Source organism: Variovorax sp. CF313, from assembly GCF_000282635.1.
In the GTDB taxonomy this organism is placed as follows: Bacteria; Pseudomonadota; Gammaproteobacteria; order Burkholderiales; family Burkholderiaceae_C; genus Variovorax.
Genome location: NZ_AKIW01000169.1, coordinates 1 through 25999 on the forward strand (window position 1 = coordinate 1; position 25999 = coordinate 25999).

Sequence of the window (25999 nt, forward strand, 5' to 3'; positions counted from 1 at the left end):
AAGGTGTGATTGCCGTACGCTTACTGGGTAGTGCCACCAGTCTCCCCTCAAGCGCGCGCCCAGGCCCCGATAGCTCGCAGGCGCCTCGCCTCCTTGCCCAGCGAAAGAATCGGCCTGTCGCGTTGCCAGCGGTTGTGGGCGATCGCTTGCGCAGGTCGCCAATGGTTTTCGCTCTCCCGAATCACGTCACCCGCGAAAGACAGGGACCCCGCCACCAGGATGTGCGCACGCGTGTCGCGAGGATCCAGATCGGCACATGCGTGGAGCATCGCGATAGCCGCAATACAGCGCTGGCACCACGTCGTCGGCCAGCCCCCGGACTGGGCCTCTGCGAACAGATACGCCAAGACGCTTCCCGTCGCGAAGATGTCCTCCAGCACTCGGAATAGCTTGGCATGTTCGGCATACCCATCGCCAGGTACCAACTGCTCAGGCGTCAAGCGAACCGTGTCGAAGCGGACTTCTGAGTGAGCGAGTTCGGGCACAACGGCCTGTTGGCGCGAATGCCCCCGGCTGACACCCATGGCACTGGATGGAAGACGCACCATCACGTACTGTCTGGCCCCTTCTGAGGGCCATCGCTGCTGGCAAGCGCCAACAGAGTCAGGTTTTCGATGCTGGTCAAGGCCCATGACTTCTTCCCGTGCAAGCACGGGATGCGGTCGCAGAATTCCACGCTCGTCGTGACCTCAGTCATCTTCCGGCCAGTCTCGTGGACACAAAGCGCGCCGACGTGTCCGCCCTCTACCGAATCGGGAAAAGCCGATTGCAGCGCTCCCTGGTATCCACTGAAGAACGCCCAGGCATGCCGATCGGCCTTGAGCGCGGCGATCACGCTTGCAACGAACGGATCACGATTCGCAGATGCCGCCTGCATCGTTCGCCAGACTGGCAGCCATTGCGCCAACTCCGGGTACGGCGCACGTTCGCCAATGAAACCCAGCAACGTGGCAAGGAGCGCGCGCATGGGCATCAGTTCCTTGCAGCGCCGAATTCGGCGCCGGCCGCGGCGTGGTATGCAGGTTGCTCGAACAGAGCAGGCTCGTCGGCAAACTGTTGCGGTTCGCCAGGATCGCGATGCATCGAATCGCGCCCTGCTTTGGGGAAGACACAGAAAGGCCGGTCTTCGATACCTGCCCAGATGCATGCACGTATGCATGCAATGACAATCCGAGAATCCTGTTCCGAAGGCACGCTCCGCAAGGTTATCAACATGACCATTCCATAGCTGACGTTGTGAAACAGCAGGACCCGTGTGGCGTGCTCGAAGCTAGTGCCTGTCCTTTCACGGACGCAGAACGGCGAGCCTTGCCGCGGCCTCCCGCAACTGCTCCATCGAGTTGGCCGTCGAAAAGCGCACGAACCTCGCCGACTCGGCTGTTCCGAAATCGCGGCCAGGCGAGATCGCGACGTGGGCTCTCTTCATGGCCTCGAACGCAAAATCCCAGCTGTTCGAAACGTTCCAGGCGTCGAACCACGGCGAGCAATCCGCCCAGGCGTAGAACGCGCCGTCGGGCACCACCGGAACCTTGAACCCGATCTTCTCCAGCTCCGGGATGAACCAGTCGCGGCGCGCCTTGAACTGCGCGCGGCGGCGCTCGTACTCAGCGATGCTGTCGGGTTCGAAGCAAGCCAGCGCGGCGTGCTGGGCGACGGTACTGGGGCAAAGGAAGAAGTTCTGCGCGAGACGCTCGATCACCGGGATCAGAGGTTCTGGAGCCACCACCCAGCCCAGGCGCCACCCGGTCATGCAGAAGTACTTTGAGAAGCTGTTGATGCTGATCACGTTCTCGTCAATGGCCAGGCCGGTTTGACCGAAAGCGTCGTCGTGGCTCAGCCCGAGGTAGATCTCATCGAGCAACGTGACGCCTCCCTTGGCCTGGACACAGGCGTGGATGCGGCGCAGTTCGTCCGGATGGATGGACGTTCCCGTGGGGTTGGACGGCGAGGCGAGCAGCACGCCACGCGTCTTGCTGCCCCAGTGGGCCTCGACCTTTTCCGCGCTCAGCTGATACCGCTCGGCTGCCGTGGTGGGCACCATGACCGGCTGGCCTTCGGCGGCAATCACGAAATGCCGGTTGCACGGATAGCTCGGGTCGGGCATCAGGACTTCATCGCCCGCCTCGATCAAGGCCTGGCAAACGAGTTGCAGCGCCGCCGAGGCACCTGCGGTCACCGCGATCCGGCGTACCGGGATGTTCACGCCGAAACGTTGCTTGTACCAGTCGCTGATGCGCTCGCGCAAGGGCTCCAGCCCGATGGCCGGTGTGTACTGCGTTGTGCCGTCTCGCACAGCGCGCACGGCGGCCTCTTGCACCAGAGGCGGTGCGGTGAAGTCCGGCTCTCCAATGGTCAGGTAGACCATTGGCTTGTCGCCATGAGCGACCTCACGCGCCAACTGCGAGGCAGCCTTGGCCACCTCCATCACGTAGAACGGCTCGATGCGCTCTGCGCGCTTGGAAATTCTCATGGCTCGGCCTCGATCAAAAAGCTCTGAAAAAGGACCGAGACGCTGTACCGCCCCTCAATCCTCCAATCTGTCAACGACTGCTGTAGGTGTAGAAGCCCTGGCCAGTCTTGCGGCCCAGGCGACCAGCATCCACCATCTCCTTGAGCAAGGGCGCAGGCCGGTACTTCGGGTCGCCGAAGCCTTCATGGAACACCTGCATCACGGCCAGCATGGTGTCCAGCCCGATCAGGTCACTCAATGCCAGAGGCCCGATCGGATGATTGCAGCCGAGCTTCATGCCGACATCGATCTCCTCGGCGCTGGCGAGCCCTTCCTGCAGGACGTAGATGGCCTCGTTGATCATCGGACAGAGAATGCGGTTCACCACGAACCCGGGACTGTTCCTGACCGTGATCGCGCTCTTGCCGATCGCCCGTGCAAAGACCAAGGCCTGTTCGTGTGCCAGATCCGAGGTTTGCAATCCGCGAATCAGCTCCAGCAGTTCCATCACGGGAACCGGGTTGAAGAAGTGCATGCCAATGCAACGATCCGGCCGATTCAGGACGGCAGCCAGCTGCGTGATGGAGATGGACGAGGTGTTGGTCGCAATCACCGCCTCGTCGCTGGCCACTGCCTCGATGTCGCGGAGGATGCGCAGCTTGATGTCGAGCCTCTCCGTCGCCGCCTCTACCACCAGGCCGGCGCCGCGCAGATCCTGATAGGAGACCGTCGGACGGATCCTGGCAAGCGCCAGATCCTTGTCCTCCGCGCGCAGCTTTTCTTTCTTCACCAACCGGTCCAGGCTGGCCGTGATGGTCGAGATACCGCGGCCCAGCGCCTCGTCGGAGACGTCGAGCATCGTGACATCGAGTCCGGCAAGTGCGCACACCTGTGCAATGCCGTTGCCCATGGTTCCGGCGCCGATCACGCCAACGTGCTGTCTGTTCATGATGAATTCGGAGGAGTAGGAACCATCAGTGTCCAGTTACTCAGTCCCGGCTGCCATTGGCAAATATGACACATTTCATGCCATATCCGTCACACGAAGCGCGATTCCAGTAAGTCACGGCTCCGGTGGTACAGCTCGATCCGGTTCAGTTCCAACACCATCGAGTGTGTACCGCGCGCAAGCACTTCCAGCCGTTTGTAGGGTGCCTGCTCCAGCTTGGAAAACAATTCCTGCGCCATGTACACCGGCGTATCCACGTCCCATTCGCCCAGCAGCAATTGCGTAGGCACGCGAATCCGCTCGGGCTCATAAGTAGGCCGGCCGGCAGACCACAACTCCATCAAATCGGCAATCACGCCGTTCGGCGCCAGTGCCACCTGGCTTGCATCGCCGGGCTTCCTTTGGATGAAGCGGCATCGAACTCGGTGCCTGGATTTCAGAGAGTTCCCGCCGCGGCAAGACACCGCGTGCGAGAAGTGACAAACGGTCAGACACGTTCGAAGATGGCGGCGATGCCCTGCCCTCCACCGATGCACAGCGTCACCAGCGCATAACGTCCACCAGTGCGGTGCAATTCAGCGATCGCCTTCGTCGTGATGATCGCGCCCGTCGCGCCGACGGGGTGACCCAGCGAGATGCCGGAGCCGTTCGGATTCACCTTGTCCGGATCAAAGCCAAGCTCCTGAATCACCGCGCAGGCCTGCGCCGCGAACGCCTCGTTCGACTCGATCACATCGAGGTCCTGGACTTTCAGGCCCGTGCGCGCCAACACCTTGCGCGTAGCCGGGATGGGGCCGATACCCATATAGGCAGGCTCCACACCCGCATGCGCATAGCCCACCAAGCGGGCCAGCGGCTTGAGGCCCAGCGCATTCACACGGCCTCCCTCCGCCAGCACCACGGCACCCGCGCCATCGTTGATACCCGATGCGTTGCCGGCAGTGACCAGACCGTCCTTCTTGAAAGCGGGCTTCATCGCGGAAAGGGATTCGAGCGTCGTGTCGCCCCGCACGTGCTCGTCGGTATCGAACAGCACCACGCCCTTGCGGGTCTTCACCTCCACCGGAACGATCTGTTCCTTGAAACGGCCCGTCGCAATGGCCGCTGCCGCGCGTTGCTGGCTGAGAACCGCCAGTTCATCCTGCTGCTTGCGCGAGATCTTGAAGCGCGCCGCCACGTTCTCAGCGGTGATACCCATGTGGATCTTCTCCCACGGGTCATGCAGGATGCCGAGCATGTAGTCGACCAGCGTCGCATCGCCCATGCGTGCGCCATAGCGCGCCGAAGTGTCGATGTATGGCCCGCGGCTCATCGACTCCGAGCCTCCTCCGATGGCGATCTCGCAGTCGCCCTGCGCAATGGCCTGCGCAGCCGAGACAATGGCCTGGAGCCCAGATCCGCACAGGCGATTGACGTTGAACGCCGGGGTCTCGATCGAGATGCCCGCATCAATGGCGGCAACGCGGCTGAGATATGCATCCTTCGGATCCGTCGGGATCACATTCCCCATGACGACATGCCCGATGGCGTCGGGCGCAACGCCGCTGCGCTCCAGCGCAGCCTTGACCGCTGTGGTTGCCAGCTGCGTGTTCGGAACATCCTTCAGCGCACCACCGAAGGTGCCGATGGCTGTGCGAGCGGTGGCGATGACGAAGATTTCGCGAGCATTCATATAGGGCCTGCCAGAAGCTGAAGAAATGGTCGAACTCATTGAACCAATGCCCCTGTCTCCAAGCTCCACCCGTAAAGGAAGACTTGCGACTCAAGGCGCTGTGCAGATGCCTAGACAAGGCATGGCACCCGTTTGCACCTACTTTAGAAATTTCAGCGCTCGGCGCACAGTGGCTAAATCGACTATTCTTATGCGTAATCCGCCAATCCGACCCAACAACGGATACGTGCCCCAAACCAACTTCGCGGCCCACAAGCAGACCTGCTCTTGCACGCCGTGACGCCTCGTCACGCCATGAGTCCGTGAAGCAGCAGACTCGAGCTCTGCTCAAACTTGGAACCAAGGAGGCTGCTCTGAACGATGCCGGTGCGGCCCCTCATCTTGGACAGGCTCACGCAGACACCGCCTCGGCGAGATTGAGTTCCTTCTTCATCATCTCCCGCATCACGAACTTCTGAATCTTCCCGGTGACTGTCATCGGAAATCCGTTTACGAAACGGATGTATCGCGGAACCTTGAAGTGCGCGATCTGCCCTTGACAGAACGCTCTCAGGTCCTCCTCGCTGAGCGAGGCGCCATTGCGAAGGACGACCCATGCGCAAAGCTCCTCGCCGTACTTCTGATCCGGGACTCCAATCACCTGCACGTCCTGAATGGCGGGGTGACGGTACAGAAACTCTTCTATCTCGCGCGGGTAGACGTTTTCACCGCCTCGAATCACCATGTCCTTGATGCGACCGGCGATGTTGACGTATCCGTCCTCGTCTATGACGGCCAGGTCACCCGAATGCATCCAGGCGTCTGCATCGATGGCCTCGGCGGTCTTGGCCGCATCTGCCCAATATCCACGCATCACGGAGTAACCGCGCGTGCAAAGCTCGCCCACCTTGCCAGCCGGCAGAATCTCCCCGGAAATAGGGTCTATGACCTTTAACTCCAGGTGAGGAAGCACCTTCCCGATGGTGGAGACGCGCTTCTCCAGGGGCGTGTCGGTCGTGCTCTGACAACTTGCGGGGCTCGTTTCCGTCATGCCGTATGCGATCGTCACCTCGCTCATGTGCATCTCGCTCACGACACGCTTCATCACTTCGATAGGGCACGGCGAACCGGCCATGACCCCTGTGCGTAGCGTTGACAGATCGAACTCCTTGAAGCGTGGATGGTCGAGTTCGGCAATGAACATGGTCGGCACGCCATGAAGCGCCGTACATCGCTCGTCCTGCACGGACTGCAGCACCGACACGGGCTCGAATGCATCGTTCGGATACACGATGGTCGTTCCGTGCGTCAGAGCAGCCAGGTTTCCGACCACCATGCCGAAGCAGTGATACAGCGGCACCGGAATGCACAGGCGATCCTCCGGGGACAACCGCATCGCTTCGCCGATGAAGAATCCGTTGTTCAGTACATTGCGATGGGTAAGGGTCGCCCCCTTTGGGGAGCCCGTCGTGCCGCTCGTGAACTGGATGTTGATCGGATCCGTGTTGCGCAATCGCGCGCCGACGATTTCGACGGCCTGGTCTGCCGGGTCGCCCATCACCAACAGATCCGAAAAGCGCAGAAACCCAGGAGCTGTATCGCGGCCAATCTGGACGACGGTCTTCAACGAGGGCAGCCGTGCTGACTCAAGGCGTCCAAGCACTGCACCGTCCAATTCGGGCGCGAGACTTCTGACCATTTCCAGGTAGTTGGTCGTCTTGAAGGATGGCATCGTGATCAATGCCTTGCATTCGACCTTGTTTAGCGCGTACTCAAGCTCGGACAGCCGATACGCCGGATTGATGTTGACGAGGATGAGCCCAGCTTTGGCAGTTGCGAACTGGGTAACGAGCCATTCGGCGTTGTTGTGGGACCAGATGCCGATCCTGTCGCCCGGCTCCAGGCCGATTCGAAGCAATGCACTCGCCATCCGATTGACTTCGCGCTGCAACTCGACATAGGTATGCCGGATGCCCTGGTGGCAGGAGACCACCGCTTCCTTGTCGGGAAACTTCCCGACCATCTCGTCGAAGAAGGCGCCAATGGTCTGCTCGATCAATGGCCTATCCGCCGCGCCACGCGAATAGCTCGTCGTGAGTTCAGTCATACCAACTTAGTCTCCATTGAAAAGATACGCGCAAGCGTCGCGGAAATACATGCCCGCCTAGGAAATCCGGCCCGCTAAGCAGGGCTAGCGCCGGCCCTGCCTGGCAAAGCGGCCAGCGCCCATGGGCCATTGAGCGAGATCGCGCCGACATCTTCATCGGGTGCGATGGACCTGAGTCAGACCTGCCGCGACGAACCCCCTTGGAATTCACCACCAGCCCGCGCTGGTGGTCAGGGGCTAGCAGCAGCCGCCCGACCGGTGACCGCCTCTGCTTCCCGGGCATCCAACCCCTTCGAGGCGTCAATCGCGTGAGCGGATGCTGACCGGCGATGATCGATCAAGGCCACCGCGATAGCGCCAACAAGCCCCGCCATCGCGATCGAAATGAAGTTCTGCTCGAGCGGCAGCTTCATCGACATCAGCACGCCAATACCGATCGGTGCCGAAATACCGCCGGCACGTCCTACGCTCGATGCAAAGCCGACTCCAGTCGAACGGATTGGCGCCGGATAGAACTGGGCGGCATACGCATGGAGCACGATCCCGGTGCCGAGCGTGGAGGCCCCGACGACCGCGACGATCAGGGACAGCGGTTGCACTCCATGGCCCAGCAGTGTCAGAGATACCACTGACACGGCGAAGAAGATGCACAGAACCCACTTGATCTTCAGCTTATCGCTAAGCCAGCCGCCAAATACAGCTCCGACGATCGCACCGCCGTTGTAGAGCAACAGGAAGTTCAGCGCGGAACCCACACTATGCCCAGCCATCGCCATCAGTTTGACAAGCCAAGTGCTCAGTGCGTACATCATGAACAGCACAGAGAAGAACGCGGCCGCGAACATGACCGTACTGAAGCCGCGGCCATCCCGAAACAGCCTGCCAATCGGCACTCCCTCAGCCTTGTTGTCGATCGGCGCGAGAAAACGCGCACCTGCATCAAGCGGGTGGCTTGGCGCAAGACGAGCAACGATCGCTCGAATGCGCGAATTGTCATTCCGCTTTATCAAGAATGGCAACGATTCAGGCATGTACTTCAGGATGAACGGGATTAGCACGATTGGTGCGCCAGCTGCAAAGAACACCGATTGCCATCCATATTTTTCGAGGAATTGCTTGCCGACCAACGTCGCAAGCACACTACCTACCGCATAGCCACAAAGCATCGCTGTCGCCAGCAAGCCTCGCAACTTCTTGGGCGCAAACTCCGTCACATGCGCAGTCGAACAAGGCAACGCACCACCGATTCCGAGCCCCGCGATGAAGCGCAGCACGCTGAAGGCGATGGGATCGTGCGCCAAACCTGCTGCAGCTGTGAAGACGCTGAAAAGGAGCACCGAGATCGAAAGCGCCCAGCGCCGGCCAATAATGTCGGCGAGCATGCCCATCCCCACCGCACCAAACATCATTCCGAACAGTGCCGAGCTCGCCATGAAGCCAGCCGTTGTCGGATTGACATTCATGTCGCTCATGATGGCCGGGAGTGCGATCCCAGCGACGGCCAGGTCGTAGCCGTCGGCGACGATGATCACTGCACACAGAATGAGGACGACCGCATGAAAGCGGTTGAATCTGGCTTCGTCTACAAGCTTGTGAAGGTCAATAGATTGCATATAGTCTCCTCCAATGAACATGGAGTTTGTAAAGCTTCAAGAACTGTTTTTTGAAAGTTGCTGCCATATGGCAGTTCCCCCGCCAAGCCACGGCAATGCAGGCATCTCTGCTGACACGAGATGCCTACAAGGGGTATAGCGCGCTTCGCGCGCCGGCTCTATTTGCGCTTGTGCATGATCTCTTGCCGGCGTCGGTCCTGAGCCTTTCGGTTTCCAGGGTCGCTCATGCCATTCGACAGCAGGGCATCCAGGGACACGGTGCGCTCGTCGATCTGCTTGTTCGTCGCATCCTGCAGCGCCTTCTTGGACATCGCATAGGCGACGTTGCAGTCGGGAGTGATGCAGCGCGCATAGCGAATGGCCGTGGACAACAGCTGGTCCGGCTCAACCACCTCATGGAAGAACCCCAGTCGCTCGGCCTCTTCCAGACCGTACAACTCGCCCCGCAAGGTGGTCAGCGCACCCACCTTGTCGCCCAAGGCGTACTTGATGATCTCCACATAGGCGGCAGGCATGGGAATGCCGATGGGGACTTCGTTGAGTCCGAACTTCGCGCTCTTGCGGGCCGCGATGCGGAAATCGCAATCCAGGGCAGTGATCAGGCCACCCGCGATGGCATGGCCGTTGATGGCCGCCACCGTGGGCCGGGGGTACCGGAAGATGCGCAGATTGGTTTCGCGGTAGGCCTTGTACCAGTCGCGGATCTTGTCGAGGCTGCCGCTCCCGAAGATCTCGAAGCTGTACTGGAAATCGATACCCGCCGAGAACGCATCGCCCTGGCCCGTCAGGACGACGGGCAGTTCGCTGAACTCGCGTTCGAGGCGATCGAATGCTGCGTGCAGGTCGGCGAAGAACTGGTCGTTCTGGACGTTGACCTTGTTGGTGTTCATGCGCACGACGGCGCACTCATCAATGACTTCGATATCCCATGCCATGTGGCGTCTCCTTTAGTTGAAAAATCGAAACAGCGGCCGGTGGATTCACTCTTCCAGCTTGAACGCGTGACGTGCGTTACCCGCGAGGAACCGGGGGAGCACATCGTCTCCGAGCTCCAGCGCCTGGATGTGCTTCAAGCATTCTGCGGGGGTCAGCATCGGAAAGTTGGTGCCGAACATCACCTTGTTCTTTCCCGGGCCGCGCATGTAGGCCACCAGCTCCGGTGGAAACCGGGAAGCCTTGTAGGCAGAGGTGTCGACGTAGACATTCGGGTGTTTCATCATGAGCGAGATCATCTCGCTCACCCAGGGGAAGCCGATGTGCCCGCCGACGATGCGCAGTTCTGGAAACTCGTGCGCGACGTTGTCCAGGTAGGGGATTGGCCGCCCAGGCTCCGAAGGCCGCATCGGGCCGGCATGGCCCACCTGCAGGCAGAACGTGATGTCGAGCTCGACGCATTCGGCATAGAGGGGGTAGTACCTGCGGTCGTCGGGAGGGAGCCCCCACAGCCAGGGCAGGACCCGCAGGCCCTTGAAGCCGAACTCCTTCACGCATCGGCGCAGTTCCCTCACCGCGTCCATTGGCCTGTTGATGTCGACGGACGCAACGCCGACCACATATCCGCCGTGCGCCTTGACCGCGGCGGCCACTTCGTCGTTCGTGATCATCGGCCCCGCGGGCCCCCACCACGCGCTCGCGATCGTCCGCGAGACACCTTGCTCGCGGAATGTCTTGAGCGCCTCGTCGTGCGAGATGTCCGGGTTGTCCTGCGCCAACGTCCGCCAAGCCGTCGGCCATCGACGCAAAGAATCGAACATAGGGTCCAGCAAGTACGCCTTGTTCGGAAGCTGCATCCATGCATCGATGATTTCGGTCATCTCACTGCTCTTGAGTCAGGTTGATGAAGTCTGCGCCACCTTGGGCCGGAACTGGTCGTCGAAATCATCCAGGCTGGGCATGGGCAGTACCGGCCGGCTGTCGATGTTCTCCACGGCGTGGAAAAGCTTCATGAGCATGCCGGTACGCTCCGTGTTGTCCACGTAGGGGACGTGGTACGCAAAGAACGGCTCATGGACGGAATAGCCTACATACCCCAACGTGCCTTGCAGGAGGTGCTTGAGCATGTCCTTCAGGTCACCATGGATCGAGTCAGGGCCAAACATGTAGTCCCGCCCACCCAGAGACGCTACGACCATCGCGCGTTTGCCGCGCATGCCGCCTTGGTCGTAAACCCGCGTTCCACCGTAAAAGACACCGGACAGGAACACCCGGTCGATCCAACCCTTGAGTTGGGCCGGTACCGAGTACCAGAAGATGGGGAATACCAGCACGAGCAGATCAGCATTGCGCACGGCCTCGACCTCGGCGGCAATCTGCGGGTCGATGGTCTGGTTTTGCCAGGCATGACGCTGCTCTAGTGGGTAGACCAGGTAGTCCTCGCGTGACCTGACACCAAAATCAGCTGCACTGGCCACAGCACTGAAGTTGATGGCCTGCAGATCGGTCACGCTCGTCTGCCAGCCATCTTTCTCCAAGGCCTCCTTGGTCATGTCGCGCATGGCTGCGACGAACGAATTCGGTTCAGGGTGCGCGTAAACGATATGTGCGCGTTTCATTGCGTGCTCTCCATTGCCTTTCGACGGCGGCCGACGGCCGCGTTGATTTCGATCACCTCTTCGTCTATGCGTTGGTGATACTCGCTGCTGGGATGCAGCCAGTCCTTGATGCGCCGAAGAATCGTGGGATCCTTCGAAGCGAGAAGCTTTGCACGCTCCCAGCCTCTTGCATGAATCTCCGCCGCGGGCGAGACCTCTGCGACAAGTCCCCACTCGCATGCCTCGGCGCCCGTGAACTTCTCGCCGCCGAGGAGCAGGCGCTTGGCCCGCGGCAGGCCAACGGCCCGCTGCAACAGCAGCGTGCTGGCCGCCTCCGGAGCAATGCCCAGGTCGACGAAAGGAAGCCGGAAGACCGTGTCGGCACTCGTCACCACCCAGTCGGCATGCAGCAGCCAAGTCACGCCGATCCCGGTGGCGGAGCCATGCACCGCGATCACGACAGGTTTTCTCACGTCGGCGATGGCGTGCAGGAAGGTTGGCACGGCATCCTGCGGCTGCTGAGGCCATTCGTCGAAGGCCTTCAAGTCATGCCCGGCGCAGAACACGTCGCCCGCCCCCGTCACCAGAATGCAGCGCACGTCGTCTCTTTCGTCGGCAGCTCTCAGGGCCTCGGCGATGGCCGCGAACATGGGCATGGTGAGCGCGTTGCGTTTTTCAGGCCGGGCTATGCAGAGGTGCCATACCCCGTCCTGCACACTGCACTGGATGGATTCAATGCTTTCCATACTCACGACGAGGCTCCTTGCAAACGGTGTCCGTGGGTCATCGGCGGAATGTCCTTGCCGGTAATCTCGCCCAGCAAGGCACGCTGGCGTTCACGCGCCTCCTCGATGGCTTTCAATTTCACGTGTCCGAACCCACGGATCTGCTCAGGAATGCGTGCCAGCTCCAGACACTTCTTCGGCTGGGCTGCGATGAAAGGCAGCGTGGCCTGGATCCCCTGCTTGTATTCGTCGATGAGCGCGCGCTCCGTCCTGCGCTCGTGCGTGTACCCGAACGGATCGAACAGCGTGCCCCGCAGGAACTTCAGCTTCGCAAGGACCGTGAACGCCGACGCCATCCAGCCGCCGTACAGCCGCTTGCGCGGCAAGCCGTCCGAGCCGCGCCGGGCGAAGAGTGGCGGCGCCAGGGAGAACCCAACTTTGTATTCGCCATCGAACTGGCTTTCGATCAGCTTGCGCAGCTCCGCGGACGAATGCAGGCGCGCCACCTCGTACTCGTCCTTGTAAGCCATCAGCTTGAAGAGATTCCTGGCGACGGACTGTTCGTAGCCGTCGGGCATCGCAGCACCGGACGAACGTACCTTCCGCAGAAAGCCTTCGTACTGCTGGGCATAGCTGCTGCCCTGGTAGGCCACCAGCCGGTCGCGGCGGTCTTGCACCAGTTGCGGCACGTCTTCCTTGCCGGCCCTGGGGATCCATTGCACGACCGCAGCGGGCTTCGCCACCAGCCGCTCCGGCGACGCCACGTACTGCCGGCCGATCTTGAACGCGCGCAAGTTGGCATCCACCGCCTGCCCGTTCAGCTCGATCGCGCGGCGCAGCGCATCGTGCGACAGTGGCACCTGCCCAGCCTGCCAGGCCGCACCCAGCAAGATCATGTTGGCGTAGACGCTATCTCCGCAGTAGCGCACCGCGATGTCATGGGCCGGGATCTTGGCCAGTCTTTTCTCTGCGCACGCCTGCTCGATGGTGGCCCACAGCGCCTCGTTCGGCATGCTGAAGTCGCGGTTGCGCTGGAAGTCGGAGGTGGGCGATACATTGGTGTTCACCATCGCGCGGCAATCGGACTTCAGCCGGCTGACGGAGTCCGGATGCGCACTTACCACCAGATCGCCCCCGATGAGCGCATCGGCGGCAGCGTCCGGTATGCGGGGCGCGTGGATGTCGTCGGCCGTTGCCGCGATGCGCACATGGCTCCACACCGCGCCGCCCTTCTGGGCCAGGCCGGCCATGTCCATCACGGAGCAATGCAGCCCCTGCAGGTGCGCCGCCATGCCCAGGATGTTGCCGATCGTCAGCACGCCCGTGCCGCCGATGCCGTTAACCAGCACAGCGTAGCTGGTGTCCAGCGCGGGCAACTGGGGATGGGCCGGCTCGGGCCAGGCTGCCGGATCGCCTTCGGAGCCGGCACCGGAGTCGACCGGCTTCTTGCGCAAGGCCCCGCCCTCCACGGCCACGAAGCTCGGGCAAAAGCCGTCGGCACAGGAGTAGTCCTTGTTGCAGGAGGACTGGTTGATCTGGCGCTTGCGACCCAGCGGCGTCTCCAGCGGCTCGATGGAGACGCAGTTGCTCTTGACGGTGCAGTCGCCGCAGCCTTCGCACACTTCCGGATTGATGACGTAGCGGACCGGAGGATCCGGGTACTTGTTGCGCTTGCGCCGGCGGCGCTTTTCGGCGGCACAGGTCTGGTCGTAGACCAAGGCGGTCACGAAAGGCAATTCGCGCAGTTCGCGCTGGACGGCGTCCAGATCGCGCCGGTGATGGAAGGTCGTGCCAGGCGCAAACGCGGATTCGTGCCCCTTGTATTTCTCGACGTCGTCACTGACGACCACGACGCGTGCCACGCCTTCGGCATGCAGCAGTTGCGTCAGCATCGGTGCTGTGAGCGGTCCGTCGTGCGGCTGCCCACCTGTAAGCGCCGTAGCGTCGTTGAACAGGACCTTGAACGTCATCGGCGTCTTGGCCGCCACGGCCTGACGGATGGAGAGCGAGCCCGAATGGAAGAACGTGCCGTCGCCCATGTTGGCGAACATGTGCGGCCGCTTGGAGAAGCGGCTTTGCCCCACCCACGGAGCACCCTCGCCGCCCATGTGCGTATAGCTTTCGGTACGGCGATCCATCCAGTTGGCCATGTAGTGACAGCCGATCCCGGCCGTGGCGCGCGAACCCTCCGGTACCTTGGTAGAGCTGTTGTGCGGGCAGCCAGAACAGAAGTACGGCGTGCGCATGAGGGGCGCCAGGAGCTTTCCCTTTTCTGGCGTGTAGGGGAGCGCCTGGCATGCGTCCATGCCTGCGGCATGCAGCCGCGCCTGCAACGCCGCCGCGATGTCCACGGGCCCGAGTTCGGCATCTCCGCGCAAGAGGCGCTGCCCATGCGGAATCTCGAATTCCGCGCATTGGAGGCCGCCACTGGACTTGCCCACGACCTGGGGCGCTTTCTCTCCACTTGCGGCAAGCGGGTAAAGGATGTCCTTGACCTGCTGCTCGATCAGCGCCCTCTTCTCTTCGACCACGAAGATCTCGTCGAGGCCCTGTGCGAACTCGCGGATGATCTGCGGCTCCAGGGGCCAGACCATGCCGAGCTTCAAAAGGGCAATACCCCTCGCGGCCAGATCCTGCTCGCCGATGTCGAGCAGCCTGAGTGCTTCGCGCACGTCGTTGTAGGGCTTGCCGCCCGCAATGATGCCGATGCGGGAACCTGCGCCCTTGGCCACGATGCGGTTCAACGCGTTCGCACGACAGTAGGACAGCGCCAGGGGCAGCTTGGTGCGCACGATCCGCGGCTCCTGCGTCGCCCACACGTCGGGCCAACGGATGTGGACGTCTTCCGTCGCCTTGAAATCCTCGGGCGGCCGGCATTCGACCCGGAACGGATCAACGTCCGCGATCGATGTAGTCTCGACGATATCCCCCACGCACTTGAGCCCCACCCACAGGCCCGACGCGCGGCTCATTGCCCAGCCATGAATCCCGTAGTCGAGGTATTCCTGCACGTTGCTCGGGTACAGAATGGGGATGAACGACGCAACCAGCAACTGTTCGCTCTGATGCGCGAACGAGGATGACTTGGCCGTGTGGTCGTCGGCGGCCAGCACGAGCGCACCGCCATGCGGTGAAGTTCCAGCCGCATTGGCATGCTTGAGGGCGTCCGCGCTTCTGTCGACGCCAGGCCCCTTGCCGTACCACATGGCGAACACACCATCGACCGTGGCCTCCTCCGGGTGCTGCATCAACTGCTGGGTTCCCCAGCAGGCGGTCGCTGCCAAGTCTTCGTTGAGGCCCGGGATGAACTCGATCTGCTTTTCCTTGAGCAGTTTCTGGATCCCCCACAGCACCTGATCCAGGCCCGACAGCGGCGACCCGCGGTAGCCACTGACGAACCCGGCGGTATTCAACCCTGCCGCACGGTCGCGGGCGCTCTGGTTGAGCAGCAGCCGGACCAGCGCCTGCGAACCACTGATATAGGCGGGGCCGCGGTCCAGCTGATAGCGGTCCTCGAGCTTCGCGGGACGCAGCAGCGCTCCAGGCAGCGGCGCGACCTCAGACATGCCGCACCTCCCCATGTTGGGCGCAGCCGGCGACAACGGCACGGGGGTGTGCTTCGCGCGAGGCGGCTGCACTCGATGACAGGCTCATGGGGAACTCCTTGTATTTGTTGCTCGGGCGGGATGCTGTCCCTCTATTAACCGGCACCACGCTCCATTCGTACATTGGCGAAATTGACTTTGTTTGTGCTACTTTCGCCATCGTCCATCGAGCTCCGCACGGAGGGGGCGCTCAGAACGACAGCCCAAACACGAAATAGGCGATGCCGGCCACGGCTGCCATCGCGATGGCGGGAACGGCCACCAACGCATAACCACGATAGAAATCCTGCACCTGGCTGGCGGGGACGACAGCGAATCCGTGGCAGCTTCCCAGTGCGGCAATTCGGTCGCCGCATTCACAAGCGGGATAGGGTTCTCCGTCGACGACTTGGCGAGAGTTCGCCTGTATCTGGGGCTGCAAGGCTTGATCGCAGCCAGAGACGTCGCTGCGCAATGACGCAAGGGGTATGTCGCTCATCTCCGTGCTCCTTTTTGTAGTCGCCGGTCTAGAGGCCAGCAAGGCTCATTAGGCGGATTTCCACGTCTTGGTGTAAATTGTCGAAACTGACATGTTCTATGCCATTTACGACCAATGCCACGTGCCGCCATCCTCACCTTCGACGGCTGCTACGCTTCCAGCGTGGCCGGGTTTGCCGACATCCTTCAGATCGCGAACTCGCATCTGAGGCTCGAACAAGCGCCGGCGAAAGCACTATTCGAGTGGCGTTTCGTGTCGCCGTCGGGCGAAGCGGCGATTGCCAGCAACGGCCTGCCTCTGCAAACCCACAAGTTGGGGCCACGAGAACGGTATGACTTGGTGTTTGTTCCCAGCTTTCACTATGGCGGGCACCGACAGTTCGACCAGTTCCTCGACCGGCAGGCCGATGCCTGTGCCTGGCTGACGGCGCAATGGCGCGCAGGATCATGGGTCGCCGCGAACTGCACGGGCACCTTCATCCTGGCCCAGACGGGCTTGCTCGATGAGCGCGTTGCGACGACCACGTGGTGGCTTGAACGGCAGTTCAGGGAGAAGTTTCCACGTGTCGACCTGCAACTTCGTCCTGTGATCACCGAGATGGACCGGCTGATGTGCGCGGGCGCGTCAGCGTCGTATCTGATTCAGACCATTCGTGTCATTGAGCGCTTCTCGGGGCCGGTCATTGCGTCGCAGTGCGCGAAGGCCATGCTGATTGACGTGAGTCAAACCAGCCAGATTCCCTATCTTCCATTGCTTGCCCAAAAGAACCACTCCGACGCGCTGGTGCATCGAGCCCAGCGCTGGCTGCAGGGCAACATGACCAAGGATCTGAGGATCAGCGAGCTCGCCGATACGCTCGCGGTCAGCGACAGAACCCTCATCCGCCGCTTCCGCAGCGTGCTGGACCAAACGCCGCTGGCCTATCTTCAGGATCTTCGGCTGGAAGCTGCGCGTGCGCTGCTCGAGACCAGTTCGCACAGCGTCGAAGAAGTGGCGAGCCAGGTCGGATACAGCGACACCAGTTCCTTTTCCAGACTCTTCCGTCAACGCATCGGGATGAGTCCGGGGGCCTACCGCGGCCGCTTCCAGATGGACTCCTCGCTCTAGTCCGGGCCAACACAATCACCAATGGCTGAGGCTTTGGAAGCGAATGATGGAACAAAGAATCACCCAAGCACCCGCCGTGGACGAAACATCCACGGCAAGCTTGGCCGAATTCCTCGGGAAGTGGCCATGGTTCCACGCGCTCTCCACCGAACTTCGGGCCCTGACGCTAGGAACGTCAGTGGAGATGAAGGTGGCCGCCGGCCAGTATGTCGCCCGCGCTGGCGAGCCCAGCGCATACTGGTACGGCGTCGTGAGCGGCCAACTGCAGATGTGCATCGTCGGTCCGGAAGGGGACGAGACGACGCTGTACTACCTTCGGGAAGGAGAATGGTGCGGCGACGGATCCTTGTTGAAAAGGGAATTGATGCAGTACGACCTGCGCTCGCTGACCTCCGCACGTCTCTGCCTCGTTCCTGCAAATACCTTCCACGTGCTGCGCAGTTCGTCTCTTGAGTTCAGCAACTTTCTTTGCGATGTCATGAACGCCCGAATGGGTGAGTTCGTCGGGATGCTCGTGGCGTCGCGCCTGCTGGGGCCCGAGAAGCGGGTTGCGAAGGCGCTCCTGATGCTCGCCAAGAACGGACACGAAGATGCGCTCAGGCTATCGATCCATCAGCGTGATCTGGCGTTGATCTGCGGCCTCTCGCGCCAGCGAGTGAACATGGCACTGGCATCGTTCAAACAGGATGGAATTGTCCGAACCGAAGGCCCCAAGGGATTCCTGATCGTCCACACGCAGCGCCTGCGCGACTACATTGGGAATTGATAGTCCACCGGGCGCTAAGAATGGGCTACCCCGAGACGATAGCTATCTTTGCGAAGCCGCGCCCCGGATCGCGGATTCAAGCAGATCCATCCTGTCTCCACCCCAGAACATCTCCCCCTTATAGATGAAAGTCGGAGCGCCAAATACGCCCAGCCTCTCGGCATGTGCGAGCGCCCCTGTCAAAGCTCCCTTGGCTTCTCCTTGCAGGAACTTGTTCCACTCCGAAGACGACAGCCCCGCGTTGACGAGAGCCGCCTCCACCTCCACTGGGGACTCCAAGTCGAACTCGCGCCGCCAGAATGCCGCGAGCAGCGGGTCACAGAACTCCCAAAGCCGGTTCCTGGCCTTGGCAAAAAGGACGGCCTGACTCGCGAGCGTCGGATCCCAGAGCTTCGTCGTAGACCGCACCGTCAACCCCTGCAGCTTTGCGAGCCGCCGGCAATCCATGTAGAGGTACTTCAGCTTCGCGACATCGCGGCTCGATCGCTGCTCCACTTCCCCGCCGTATGCGGACTGGAAGTCGGTCACGTAAGGCCACCAATCGAAGGCGACGCCGCTGCGCTGAGCGAGCGCACGGGCCGGGCCGAGCGCGAGGTAGGAGTATGGGCTTCGCAGATCGAAGAACGCTTCCACCCGGGCCGTGTCGATCGACATGGTCAGCGGTTCTTCTGGAAAAGGTTGAGCTTCGCTTCATCGGACTTCGTCACGTCCACCCATTGGTTTCTCAGAAGATCCAGACCGCGGCCGACGCCGGGGCGGCTGCGTACCCGGCCATACCAATCCTGCACACGAGGGAACTCATCCAGTGGGACACCGGTCATCTTGTGGATCCGGATCCAGGCGAAGCTGGCCATGTCGGCAATCGAGTACTCATCGCAGATGAACTCGCGACCATCAAGACGGTCATCCAGAACCTTCAAGAGACGTCTTGTTTCCGCCTGGTAGCGTGCGATGGCGTAAGGTACTTTTTCGGACGCATAGCGGAAGAAGTGCTGGGCCTGACCCATCATCGGACCGATCCCGCCGACCTGCCAGAACAGCCATTGAAGTACTTCGCTGCGCTGGCGCAGTTCGGTGGGGAGAAAGCGTTTCTCCTTCTCGGCCAGGTAGACCATGATGGCTCCGGTCTCGAAGACCGTGAACGGCCCGCCACCGTCGGCCGGCGCGTGATCCACGATGGCTGGGATTTTTCCATTCGGATTGATCACGCGATAGGTGTACGTGTGCTGGTCGCCCGCAGTGATGTTGATCGGGATGACCCGGTAGGGAATCTCCAGTTCCTCGATCAGGATCTGCACTTTGTGCCCGTTCGGTGCCGCCCAGCTGTATAGATCGATCATCCTGTCTCCTTTTGTACGAAGCTGATCCACACGGGGTCCGTGGATTCCTAACTCAACTCCGTTTCAGGTTAGCAGGGACAACTGGATCGCGATGTCTTTTCAACGACAGATCGACTCCGGCGTACTGGATGTATTTCAGTCACAAAGGTTGATGTAACCGACAGGCTGAATTCTCCTTGCCGACTACTCCTGATGGCCTGACCGTCGAGCACCTCTTGGGGCGTGGCGCCAAGACATTGAAGGCAGCCGCCGGCAAGGCCCTCGACGGAGGCAAAGCAGTACGCAAGGGTACGGGCTTTCCGAAGTACAGCCACCCCCAAGACGGGCAAAACCTGGAAGGGCTTCGGAAAGGCTCTCGACTGGATTTCCACGGTTCGTAACCGTGACAAGTTCCTCATCCCATCGCGATGATGTTACCTAGCAGCGCGCAACGCGTACTGCCACCACCGTCGACGACCAGCGCGCGACCGCCGCCTTGGGTCAGGCTCAGTTCCTTGACCCGTGAACTGTCCTCGAAGCAGGACACGGTCAGCGCGAGTCCTTTGAACTGAAGGCGCCCGCCGAAGTCGCGAAGATCGGGGGTAGCGTGGGCGCCTCAGGGTACCGGTCGTCCAGGTCTATCGTCTTGTTCATGGGTGGCGTCCTTCAAAGTTTCAAGTTAGCGGAAGCTGCAAGCGGGTCCCGACCGAAAACCAAGCATACGGGGCTGCCACATGCCGTTGGAGTTCCGGCGTGCCCGAGACTTCCGGTCTCGGCATCGATGCCGAAGGCGATGATCGAGTCGCTGTCCTCGTTGAGAGCGAACAGGGTCCGCCCATTGGGCGAGATAGCGAAAAAACGCGGAGTCTTTCCTTGCGATGGAACAGCTTCGATAAAGCGCAGTCGGCCGGACTGACCCTCAATGGCAAAGATCGCGATGCTGTCGAAGCCGCGGTTCGATGCGTAGACGAAGCGATTGGATGCATCGACGGCGATTTCGGAGGCCCGACTGTTTCCAGTGAAGCAGTCGGGCAACGTCGAGAGAACCTGAATGGCCCTGAGCGTGCCTTCGCTCCGGTTCATCTCATAGGCCACCACGGTCGAATCCAGTTCGTTGACTGCGTACGCGTAGCTTCCCGCTCCGTGGAATGCGATGTGGCGCGGGCCGGATCCTTCGCGTGCCATGACGAAGGGCGGGTTTGTCGGCAGCAAACGGCCGTCCTCGAACCGGAACGTGAACACACGGTCCAACCCTTTGTCCGGCAACGCGACAAAGCGTCCGCTGGGATCGAACGGGTTGAAGTGCGGTTTCGAGAATGGCTGCTCCACGCGGTGGGGACCTCGCTCGCCTGTCAATGCAACAAGCTCCGACACTGCGCCGACCGCGCCATCATCCAGCAGCGGCATGACGGCAGCCGTCCCGCTCAAATGGTTCGAAACGATCAGGTATCTTCCACTCGGATCGATGGCCAGATGTACGGGATTGCGCCCGCCGCAGTCCTCACTATTCAGAAACGTCAAAGTCCCTTGAAGGCGATCGACGCGGAACGCGCTCACCTCCTGCGCATCGCCGTGCACTGTGTAGAGCACGTCCCCCATAGCGTTCAACGCGAGGAACGACGGGTTCACGAGACCTTCGACGACCTGGACTTCGGTCAATTCGCGCTGAGCTTCGTCGAGCCAGTACACACTGATGCCTCGGCCCCGCGCATTGCGCTCGCGCGTCGTTCGTGAACCTACGTAGGCGTACATCGGAAGGGGCCTCAGTGGGATGACCGGGTCACAGCCACGGCCCAGCGCTCGGCCATCGAGGGCGAGTTGAAGCAGGTGGTGTCCTTGGAGGCGGTGCACACCGCGCGCTCCAGCAACTGGATGTCGGCTTCGTGTTGCCGTGCCACGTGCGGATCCTCGAAGAAGATCACTTTGCTACACGCGCGATTCAGCACAAGCTCTGCTATTTGCGCATCCCCGCCCATGGGGCCGCTCAGCTGCGGCTTGACCCAGGGGGTGTCCGCTGGCCAACCGCGGCTCCACGCCATCTCGTTCAAGAGGCCGCCCGTCGTACCAGTGCCCACGCGCGTCGCAAAGGCCGACAGCAGATCAAAATACTTCGCTGCGAACGCCACCATGCGCTGCTTCAGGGCATCGTGGGCGATCAACGCCACCGTCTGTCCGGCCAAAGGCGCTGCGGGCATGGGTCTTCCGACACCGGCGTGAAACAGTTCGACCGCCATCCATTCGACCGCGCCGGCCTCTGTCGACACGAAGGGCTTGCCGTGAATGACACATTGCCGCTTGAGCGCCTGAGCCTCCGGGTAAAGGGAAGACGGGTCGACCGGATCGATCAGGTAGATGACACCGTCGAGTTCATCGACAGGGTCCAGCCCGCCCGTGACGCGAGAGGCCAGCCTCATCACACCGCCGTCGACGCCCGAGGGAAGCCGGAAGAGTCCGCTGTGACCCGACAGCCGATGCGCACCCGCCAACGCATCGTACGCGCCGCCCACGGCATACAGTTGAAGATCGAGCATGCGAATGGATTCATCGCAGGCGCGAGCCCAGGCCAGGAGCGCGCCTTCCGCCCGTCGGTGCAGCCTGTTGGCAACCAGCCCGAACCGCAGCGCGCTCACCAGTGGGCTCCGAAAGCCAGCCGAAGATCCGCGATGTGCGGATCCGACAGAGCCCGTGCGCGCCTGCCACTCAAGATCCAGAGGCGCGAGGTCTCTTCGAGCTCTTCCAGAGTCGCCATGGCGGCCGACAGGGTGTCGTGCCAGACATTCGGGCCAAGGCGAGAGAGCATGACCGCACGGATGGGCGACCCCTTCGTGGCATAGGTGCGGATGGCAAATTCGACCCGGTCGGCCGCTCCGGAATGGCCCGGGCGCGTGTAGTCGATCAGCGGCACGCGGCCCACCTTCATCACGAAATAGGGCGTCAGTGCGGGAAGAAGTTCCTTGCAGTCTCCCTCGACGGCATCGACGTCCTCGTCGAGGGTCAATGCGACGCAATGGGTGCTGTGGGTATGGATCACGCATCGCGCGGGCAGCGCCGTGCCTGCGCTCGCGGCATAGATGCGCCGATGCAAGGTGATCGTCTTGCTCGCTCGATCGCCGCTCGACTGAGTGCCGCTCGCGTCGAGCCTGGCGAGGCGGTCGGGGCTCAGGAAACCCAGGCATGCGTCCGTCGGTGTGATCAGGTAGCCGCCATCGTCGAGGCGAACGCTGATGTTGCCCGCGGTTGCATGCACGAAGCCTCTTTCGAAGAGGCTGCGCCCGATGCGGCAGATCTCTTCCCTGGCCAAGCCTTCGTTCAACCTGCGTCTCCCAGCTTCGTGATTCGCGCCGTGTTCAGGTGCTGGCGCAGGAACTGCGAAGCCTCCATGCGTTCGCCCTTCACGAGCAGATCGATCATCACCAGATGCTCTTCGCACTGACGATGCAGACGCGCCCGGTCGAGCCGGGTTCCGTATTCCACGACACGCCGCATCTGGTTGAGCGTCCGCAGCGAGTCCAGCAAGAACCGGTTGTTCGCCCCGGCAATCACCGTTTCGTGGAAATGCACGCCGGCGCGGAACAACTCGGTCGGAGTGCAACGCTCGATGCCGCCTTGCAGCAGTTCGATCTGCTCGCGCCTGCATTTCTCCAACTCAGGGATGTCGACCACATAGCCGGGCTCGAGAATCGCCGCGGGCTCGATGATCATGCGGAATCGATAGCTCTCGCGATGGGACTCGACGTTGCTCAACAACGGCCGGAACATCCAGCCTCGCCCGGGCTTGCGATCGATCATGCTTTCGCGCGACATGCGGTTGAGCACCCGCTGGACCTGGAGTCGGCCCAGATCGTACCGGCTCATGAGATCGGCCTCGGCAATCTCGTCCGGCAGCAGCCCGCGGATACGGTCATTGGCGATCCGCATGTAGACCGTCTCTTCGGACGATGGGTCCGGTGAAAACTCCAGTTCGCCGAGTTCCGAAGCGCCCTTGGCCACCTGATAGCCGCGATTCGGCTCCGATGTGACGGCCCCGGCCGCCTGCAGGTACTGGAGGGCCTTGCGCACCGGCGACCGGGACACTGCGAGTTCGTCGCACAGCGCCTGTTCGGTCAACCTTTGGCCGATCGGATAACCCTCGCGCCGAATCATCTCGATGATCCGGCGCGCGAGGGTCGGGATCAGGGCACTTACACTGGAAGCCGGATTGACCTTGGGGACTGCACTGAGCGCGGGCATGGCGGTGGAAGTGTCGTGGTGCGAAGGGAAACTCTACTGTAGCTGGGTGGAAGGCATCGAGGCGTTACGAGAGCAACTCGAACGCGCGCGTGAAGAAGTCCGTCGCACCGAAATTGCCCGATTTGAGGGCCAGATGCATCGCGCCCTCCCTGGCATGGGGCGATCCCGCATGGCACCAGGGCACACCCGGGGCGATCTGGGGACCGATACGCATGCTTTGAATGCCCAACGCCTGCACGCAGGCGCCGGAGGTCTCCCCCCCCGCGACGATCAGCTGACCCACGCCTCGTTCGGCGAGTCCGCGCGCGATCGATGCCAGCGCGTGTTCAACCATCTCGCCGGCTTGCGCCACGCCCAACCGCGCCTGCACTGCGCTCACCGCCTCGGGTCGGGCCGTGGCATAGATGAGCACCGGGGCCGACGCGATCCGCTGCTGGGCCCATTCGAGCGCGTCCGAGACGACGTTCTGGCCATTGGCCATTTGCAAGGGATCGACGGCAAACGCCGCGCCACCTCCTTCGACAAAGTCGGCGACCTGTGCGTTGGTCGCTGTCGAGCAGCTGCCGGACACGATGGCCCTGAAGCCCAGAGCCTGGGGAAGCTGGCCCGCGGCCGCTGCCGGCACGAGACCGACGTTTTGCGGCAGTCCGATGGCGACGCCGGAACCAGCGGTCACCAGCGGAAGGGACTTCAGTGCCGGCCCCAGGGCCATCAAGTCGGCGTTGCTGGTGGCGTCGACCACCGCCATCGACACCCCCTCGGTCCTGAGGGCGCGGATCCGTTCGGAAATTGCCGCCGGACCGGCGGCCACTGTTCGATAGTCGATCAGGCCCACGCGCCTTTTCGTCTGCGATTGCAGCACGCGGACCAGGTTGGAATCCGTCATCGGCGTCAGTGGATGGTTGCGCATCCCGGACTCGTGCAGCAGTTCGTCACCCACGAACAGGTAGCCCTTGAACACCGTTCGGCCGTTCTCCGGAAACGCCGGACAGGCGATCGTGAAGTCGGTGTCGAGGGCCTCCATCAGCGCGTCTGTCACGGGCCCGATGTTGCCGGCGGGCGTGGAATCGAAGGTCGAGCAGTACTTGAAATAGATCTGCTGGGCGCCGACCGACCGAAGCCAACGAAGCGAGTCCAGAGATTGGGCGACAGCGTCGGCGACGGGAATCGTGCGCGACTTGAGCGCAACCACCACCGCGTCCGCATCCACGGTCACGCTCGCGTCCGGCACACCGATGGTCTGCACCACCCGCATGCCCGCGCGCACCAGGTTGTTGGCCAGGTCGGTGGCACCCGTGAAGTCGTCGGCAATGCAGCCGAGCAGGACTTGTGTCATGGTGAGGGCTCGATCGAATCAGGCCGAAGCCATCGCCTTGACTACCGCGGCGGTGAAATCCTTGCAGCCCATGGCGCCACCAATGTCGCGGGTACGGGTCTTCGGGTCTTCCAGCGCCTTGTCGACGGCGCGCACCATGGCGTCGCCGGCGTCCTGCATGGCCTTGTTCTTCTGCTTGTCGCCGACCCAGCGCACCATCATCGCCACCGAAAGGATCATGGACACAGGGTTGGCCAGGTCCTTGCCGGCAATCGTGGGGGCCGATCCGTGCTGTGCCTGGGCGCAGCAGACATCGTCGCTCGCCATCACCGAGCCCGCGAGCCCGAGGCTGCCGGAAAGTTCGCTGGCCAGGTCCGAGATGATGTCGCCGTAAAAGTTGGTCGCGACCAGGACATCGAAGCGTTCCGGCTCCTTGACCAGATGGGCGGTGGAAGCATCGACCAACAGGTCGTCGAGCGCCACCTCGGGAAAATCCTTGGCCACGTGGCGCACGGCTTCGAGGAACAGGCCGTCGGTCATGTGGAAGCTGTTGGCCTTGTGGATCGCCGTGACCTTCTTGCGCCGCGTCATCGCCAGTTCGAAGGCCCGGCGTGCGATGCGCTCGCTGCAATGGCGCGTGATCTTTCGAATGGACAGCGCCATGTCCGGGCTAGGCATGACCTCTCCCCAGCCCTTCGACATGTTGCGGTCGGGATAGAAACCCTCGGTGGCTTCGCGCATGATGACCAAGTCCATGGTGCGGCCTTCGCGCATGTTGGACTGCAGATACGGCCGCGTGCGCGCGGGCCGGACGTTGGCGTAAAGGTCAAGGCCGATGCGGAACCCTGCCGACACGTTGCGTCCGCCTTTCTCAGGCACTGGATAGTCGGCATGCGACTGCGTGCCCAGGATGATGCCGTCGTACGTCTTCGCCTTGTCGAGCACTTCCTGGCGCAAGGTGGTTCCGTGCTTTTCCAGACTCGTGAAGCCCACGTCCTCGTAATCGTAGGAGATGTCGAGCTTGAAGCGGCTGTCAGCCGCCTTGAGGACTTCGACGGAGGCGGCGACGATCTCGGGGCCAATGCCGTCGCAGGGCAGAACGATGAATTTCATGGGATCTCCTGGGTGTTGATGAGGGGTGGGTGGAATGAGGG

At 62.0% G+C, this 25999-nt stretch carries 24 protein-coding genes; 2 read left to right on the forward strand and 22 right to left on the reverse strand.

Annotation, left to right across the window (positions count from 1 at the left end; genetic code table 11):
- Window positions 1-547: 547 nt before the first annotated feature.
- The 13 genes from PMI12_RS27150 to PMI12_RS27210 all read right to left on the reverse strand — a co-directional run bounded on the left by PMI12_RS27150 (window position 548) and on the right by PMI12_RS27210 (window position 16108).
- Entirely contained in the window at window positions 548-967 is a 420-nt protein-coding gene (locus PMI12_RS27150; RefSeq protein ID WP_143696830.1) for a hypothetical protein, read from the reverse strand.
- A gap of 318 nt (window positions 968-1285) precedes the next feature.
- Window positions 1286-2470, reverse strand: coding sequence for a pyridoxal phosphate-dependent aminotransferase (locus PMI12_RS27155; RefSeq protein WP_007839168.1), 1185 nt, complete (start codon window positions 2468-2470; stop codon window positions 1286-1288).
- A gap of 70 nt (window positions 2471-2540) precedes the next feature.
- Window positions 2541-3398, reverse strand: coding sequence for a 3-hydroxybutyryl-CoA dehydrogenase (locus tag PMI12_RS27160; protein ID WP_007839169.1), 858 nt, complete (start codon window positions 3396-3398; stop codon window positions 2541-2543).
- A gap of 89 nt (window positions 3399-3487) precedes the next feature.
- Window positions 3488-3775, reverse strand: a complete 288-nt coding sequence (locus PMI12_RS27165; RefSeq protein WP_007839170.1) for an alpha/beta fold hydrolase — start codon at window positions 3773-3775, stop codon at window positions 3488-3490.
- A 110-nt stretch (window positions 3776-3885) separates the two neighbouring features.
- The gene (locus tag PMI12_RS27170; protein WP_007839171.1) at window positions 3886-5070 is read right to left on the reverse strand and encodes an acetyl-CoA C-acyltransferase family protein; all 1185 of its coding nucleotides are present in this window, start codon (window positions 5068-5070) and stop codon (window positions 3886-3888) included.
- 391 nt (window positions 5071-5461) lie between these two features.
- Complete coding sequence (locus PMI12_RS27175) at window positions 5462-7156, reverse strand: AMP-binding protein (RefSeq protein ID WP_007839172.1); 1695 nt, start codon at window positions 7154-7156, stop codon at window positions 5462-5464.
- A gap of 230 nt (window positions 7157-7386) precedes the next feature.
- Entirely contained in the window at window positions 7387-8769 is a 1383-nt protein-coding gene (locus PMI12_RS27180) for an MFS transporter (RefSeq protein ID WP_007839173.1), read from the reverse strand.
- Between the two features lie 158 nt (window positions 8770-8927).
- Complete coding sequence (locus PMI12_RS27185; RefSeq protein WP_007839174.1) at window positions 8928-9704, reverse strand: enoyl-CoA hydratase/isomerase family protein; 777 nt, start codon at window positions 9702-9704, stop codon at window positions 8928-8930.
- A 45-nt stretch (window positions 9705-9749) separates the two neighbouring features.
- Entirely contained in the window at window positions 9750-10583 is an 834-nt protein-coding gene (locus PMI12_RS27190) for an amidohydrolase family protein (RefSeq protein WP_007839175.1), read from the reverse strand.
- 15 nt (window positions 10584-10598) lie between these two features.
- Window positions 10599-11321: an NAD(P)H-dependent oxidoreductase gene (locus PMI12_RS27195; protein ID WP_007839176.1), complete on the reverse strand. Its 723-nt coding sequence runs from the start codon at window positions 11319-11321 to the stop codon at window positions 10599-10601.
- The gene (locus PMI12_RS27200; RefSeq protein WP_042674581.1) at window positions 11318-12046 is read right to left on the reverse strand and encodes an enoyl-CoA hydratase-related protein; all 729 of its coding nucleotides are present in this window, start codon (window positions 12044-12046) and stop codon (window positions 11318-11320) included. Before PMI12_RS27200 ends, PMI12_RS27195 begins: the two co-directional genes overlap by 4 nt.
- A gap of 2 nt (window positions 12047-12048) precedes the next feature.
- A complete protein-coding gene (locus PMI12_RS27205; RefSeq protein ID WP_007839178.1) occupies window positions 12049-15591 on the reverse strand; it encodes an indolepyruvate ferredoxin oxidoreductase family protein in 3543 nt (1180 codons plus the stop codon).
- Between the two features lie 229 nt (window positions 15592-15820).
- Complete coding sequence (locus tag PMI12_RS27210; protein ID WP_007839180.1) at window positions 15821-16108, reverse strand: hypothetical protein; 288 nt, start codon at window positions 16106-16108, stop codon at window positions 15821-15823.
- A gap of 114 nt (window positions 16109-16222) precedes the next feature.
- Here PMI12_RS27210 and PMI12_RS27215 point away from each other — a divergent pair, with 114 nt between their 5' ends.
- Both PMI12_RS27215 and PMI12_RS27220 read left to right on the forward strand, forming a co-directional pair.
- Entirely contained in the window at window positions 16223-17215 is a 993-nt protein-coding gene (locus PMI12_RS27215) for a GlxA family transcriptional regulator (protein WP_007839181.1), read from the forward strand.
- A gap of 76 nt (window positions 17216-17291) precedes the next feature.
- Window positions 17292-17981 (forward strand): Crp/Fnr family transcriptional regulator, encoded by a 690-nt coding sequence (locus PMI12_RS27220; protein WP_237726187.1) that lies wholly within the window; start codon window positions 17292-17294, stop codon window positions 17979-17981.
- 42 nt (window positions 17982-18023) lie between these two features.
- Here PMI12_RS27220 and PMI12_RS27225 read toward each other — a convergent pair whose 3' ends face one another.
- The 9 genes from PMI12_RS27225 to PMI12_RS27260 all read right to left on the reverse strand — a co-directional run bounded on the left by PMI12_RS27225 (window position 18024) and on the right by PMI12_RS27260 (window position 25958).
- Window positions 18024-18635: a 2-hydroxychromene-2-carboxylate isomerase gene (locus tag PMI12_RS27225; RefSeq protein ID WP_007839183.1), complete on the reverse strand. Its 612-nt coding sequence runs from the start codon at window positions 18633-18635 to the stop codon at window positions 18024-18026.
- Between the two features lie 2 nt (window positions 18636-18637).
- Window positions 18638-19321 (reverse strand): glutathione S-transferase N-terminal domain-containing protein, encoded by a 684-nt coding sequence (locus PMI12_RS27230; protein ID WP_007839184.1) that lies wholly within the window; start codon window positions 19319-19321, stop codon window positions 18638-18640.
- Window positions 19322-19715: 394 nt separating this feature from the next.
- On the reverse strand, window positions 19716-19847 hold the full coding sequence (locus PMI12_RS29645) for a hypothetical protein (RefSeq protein ID WP_337459825.1): 132 nt from the start codon (window positions 19845-19847) through the stop codon (window positions 19716-19718).
- 119 nt (window positions 19848-19966) lie between these two features.
- Entirely contained in the window at window positions 19967-21052 is a 1086-nt protein-coding gene (locus tag PMI12_RS27235; protein WP_007839186.1) for a lactonase family protein, read from the reverse strand.
- A gap of 11 nt (window positions 21053-21063) precedes the next feature.
- On the reverse strand, window positions 21064-21930 hold the full coding sequence (locus PMI12_RS27240; RefSeq protein WP_042674586.1) for a methylglyoxal synthase: 867 nt from the start codon (window positions 21928-21930) through the stop codon (window positions 21064-21066).
- The gene (locus tag PMI12_RS27245) at window positions 21927-22613 is read right to left on the reverse strand and encodes a class II aldolase/adducin family protein (protein ID WP_007839188.1); all 687 of its coding nucleotides are present in this window, start codon (window positions 22611-22613) and stop codon (window positions 21927-21929) included. The genes PMI12_RS27240 and PMI12_RS27245 overlap by 4 nt, the downstream gene beginning before the upstream one ends.
- On the reverse strand, window positions 22610-23530 hold the full coding sequence (locus PMI12_RS27250) for a GntR family transcriptional regulator (RefSeq protein WP_007839189.1): 921 nt from the start codon (window positions 23528-23530) through the stop codon (window positions 22610-22612). Before PMI12_RS27250 ends, PMI12_RS27245 begins: the two co-directional genes overlap by 4 nt.
- Window positions 23531-23594: 64 nt before the next feature.
- The gene (gene otnK / locus PMI12_RS27255; RefSeq protein ID WP_007839190.1) at window positions 23595-24866 is read right to left on the reverse strand and encodes a 3-oxo-tetronate kinase; all 1272 of its coding nucleotides are present in this window, start codon (window positions 24864-24866) and stop codon (window positions 23595-23597) included.
- Between the two features lie 18 nt (window positions 24867-24884).
- Complete coding sequence (locus PMI12_RS27260) at window positions 24885-25958, reverse strand: isocitrate/isopropylmalate dehydrogenase family protein (protein WP_007839191.1); 1074 nt, start codon at window positions 25956-25958, stop codon at window positions 24885-24887.
- Window positions 25959-25999 lie beyond the last annotated feature (41 nt).

Excerpts from the sequence above, each read along its gene's own strand:
- PMI12_RS27200 (WP_042674581.1), bottom strand. The coding sequence starts at position 12,046 with ATGGAAAGCATTGAATCCATCCAGTGCAGTGTGCAGGACGGGGTATGG.
- PMI12_RS27210 (WP_007839180.1), bottom strand. The coding sequence starts at position 16,108 with ATGAGCGACATACCCCTTGCGTCATTGCGCAGCGACGTCTCTGGCTGC.
- PMI12_RS27175 (WP_007839172.1), bottom strand. The coding sequence starts at position 7,156 with ATGACTGAACTCACGACGAGCTATTCGCGTGGCGCGGCGGATAGGCCA.
- PMI12_RS27190 (WP_007839175.1), bottom strand. The coding sequence starts at position 10,583 with ATGACCGAAATCATCGATGCATGGATGCAGCTTCCGAACAAGGCGTAC.
- PMI12_RS27260 (WP_007839191.1), bottom strand. The coding sequence starts at position 25,958 with ATGAAATTCATCGTTCTGCCCTGCGACGGCATTGGCCCCGAGATCGTC.
- PMI12_RS27205 (WP_007839178.1), bottom strand. The coding sequence starts at position 15,591 with ATGTCTGAGGTCGCGCCGCTGCCTGGAGCGCTGCTGCGTCCCGCGAAG.
- PMI12_RS27215 (WP_007839181.1), top strand. The coding sequence starts at position 16,223 with ATGCCACGTGCCGCCATCCTCACCTTCGACGGCTGCTACGCTTCCAGC.
- otnK (WP_007839190.1), bottom strand. The coding sequence starts at position 24,866 with ATGACACAAGTCCTGCTCGGCTGCATTGCCGACGACTTCACGGGTGCC.
- PMI12_RS27180 (WP_007839173.1), bottom strand. The coding sequence starts at position 8,769 with ATGCAATCTATTGACCTTCACAAGCTTGTAGACGAAGCCAGATTCAAC.
- PMI12_RS27235 (WP_007839186.1), bottom strand. The coding sequence starts at position 21,052 with ATGTACGCCTACGTAGGTTCACGAACGACGCGCGAGCGCAATGCGCGG.
- PMI12_RS27160 (WP_007839169.1), bottom strand. The coding sequence starts at position 3,398 with ATGAACAGACAGCACGTTGGCGTGATCGGCGCCGGAACCATGGGCAAC.
- PMI12_RS27170 (WP_007839171.1), bottom strand. The coding sequence starts at position 5,070 with ATGAATGCTCGCGAAATCTTCGTCATCGCCACCGCTCGCACAGCCATC.
- PMI12_RS27150 (WP_143696830.1), bottom strand. The coding sequence starts at position 967 with ATGCGCGCGCTCCTTGCCACGTTGCTGGGTTTCATTGGCGAACGTGCG.
- PMI12_RS27250 (WP_007839189.1), bottom strand. The coding sequence starts at position 23,530 with ATGCCCGCGCTCAGTGCAGTCCCCAAGGTCAATCCGGCTTCCAGTGTA.
- PMI12_RS27230 (WP_007839184.1), bottom strand. The coding sequence starts at position 19,321 with ATGATCGATCTATACAGCTGGGCGGCACCGAACGGGCACAAAGTGCAG.
- PMI12_RS27185 (WP_007839174.1), bottom strand. The coding sequence starts at position 9,704 with ATGGCATGGGATATCGAAGTCATTGATGAGTGCGCCGTCGTGCGCATG.
- PMI12_RS27195 (WP_007839176.1), bottom strand. The coding sequence starts at position 11,321 with ATGAAACGCGCACATATCGTTTACGCGCACCCTGAACCGAATTCGTTC.
- PMI12_RS27155 (WP_007839168.1), bottom strand. The coding sequence starts at position 2,470 with ATGAGAATTTCCAAGCGCGCAGAGCGCATCGAGCCGTTCTACGTGATG.
- PMI12_RS27225 (WP_007839183.1), bottom strand. The coding sequence starts at position 18,635 with ATGTCGATCGACACGGCCCGGGTGGAAGCGTTCTTCGATCTGCGAAGC.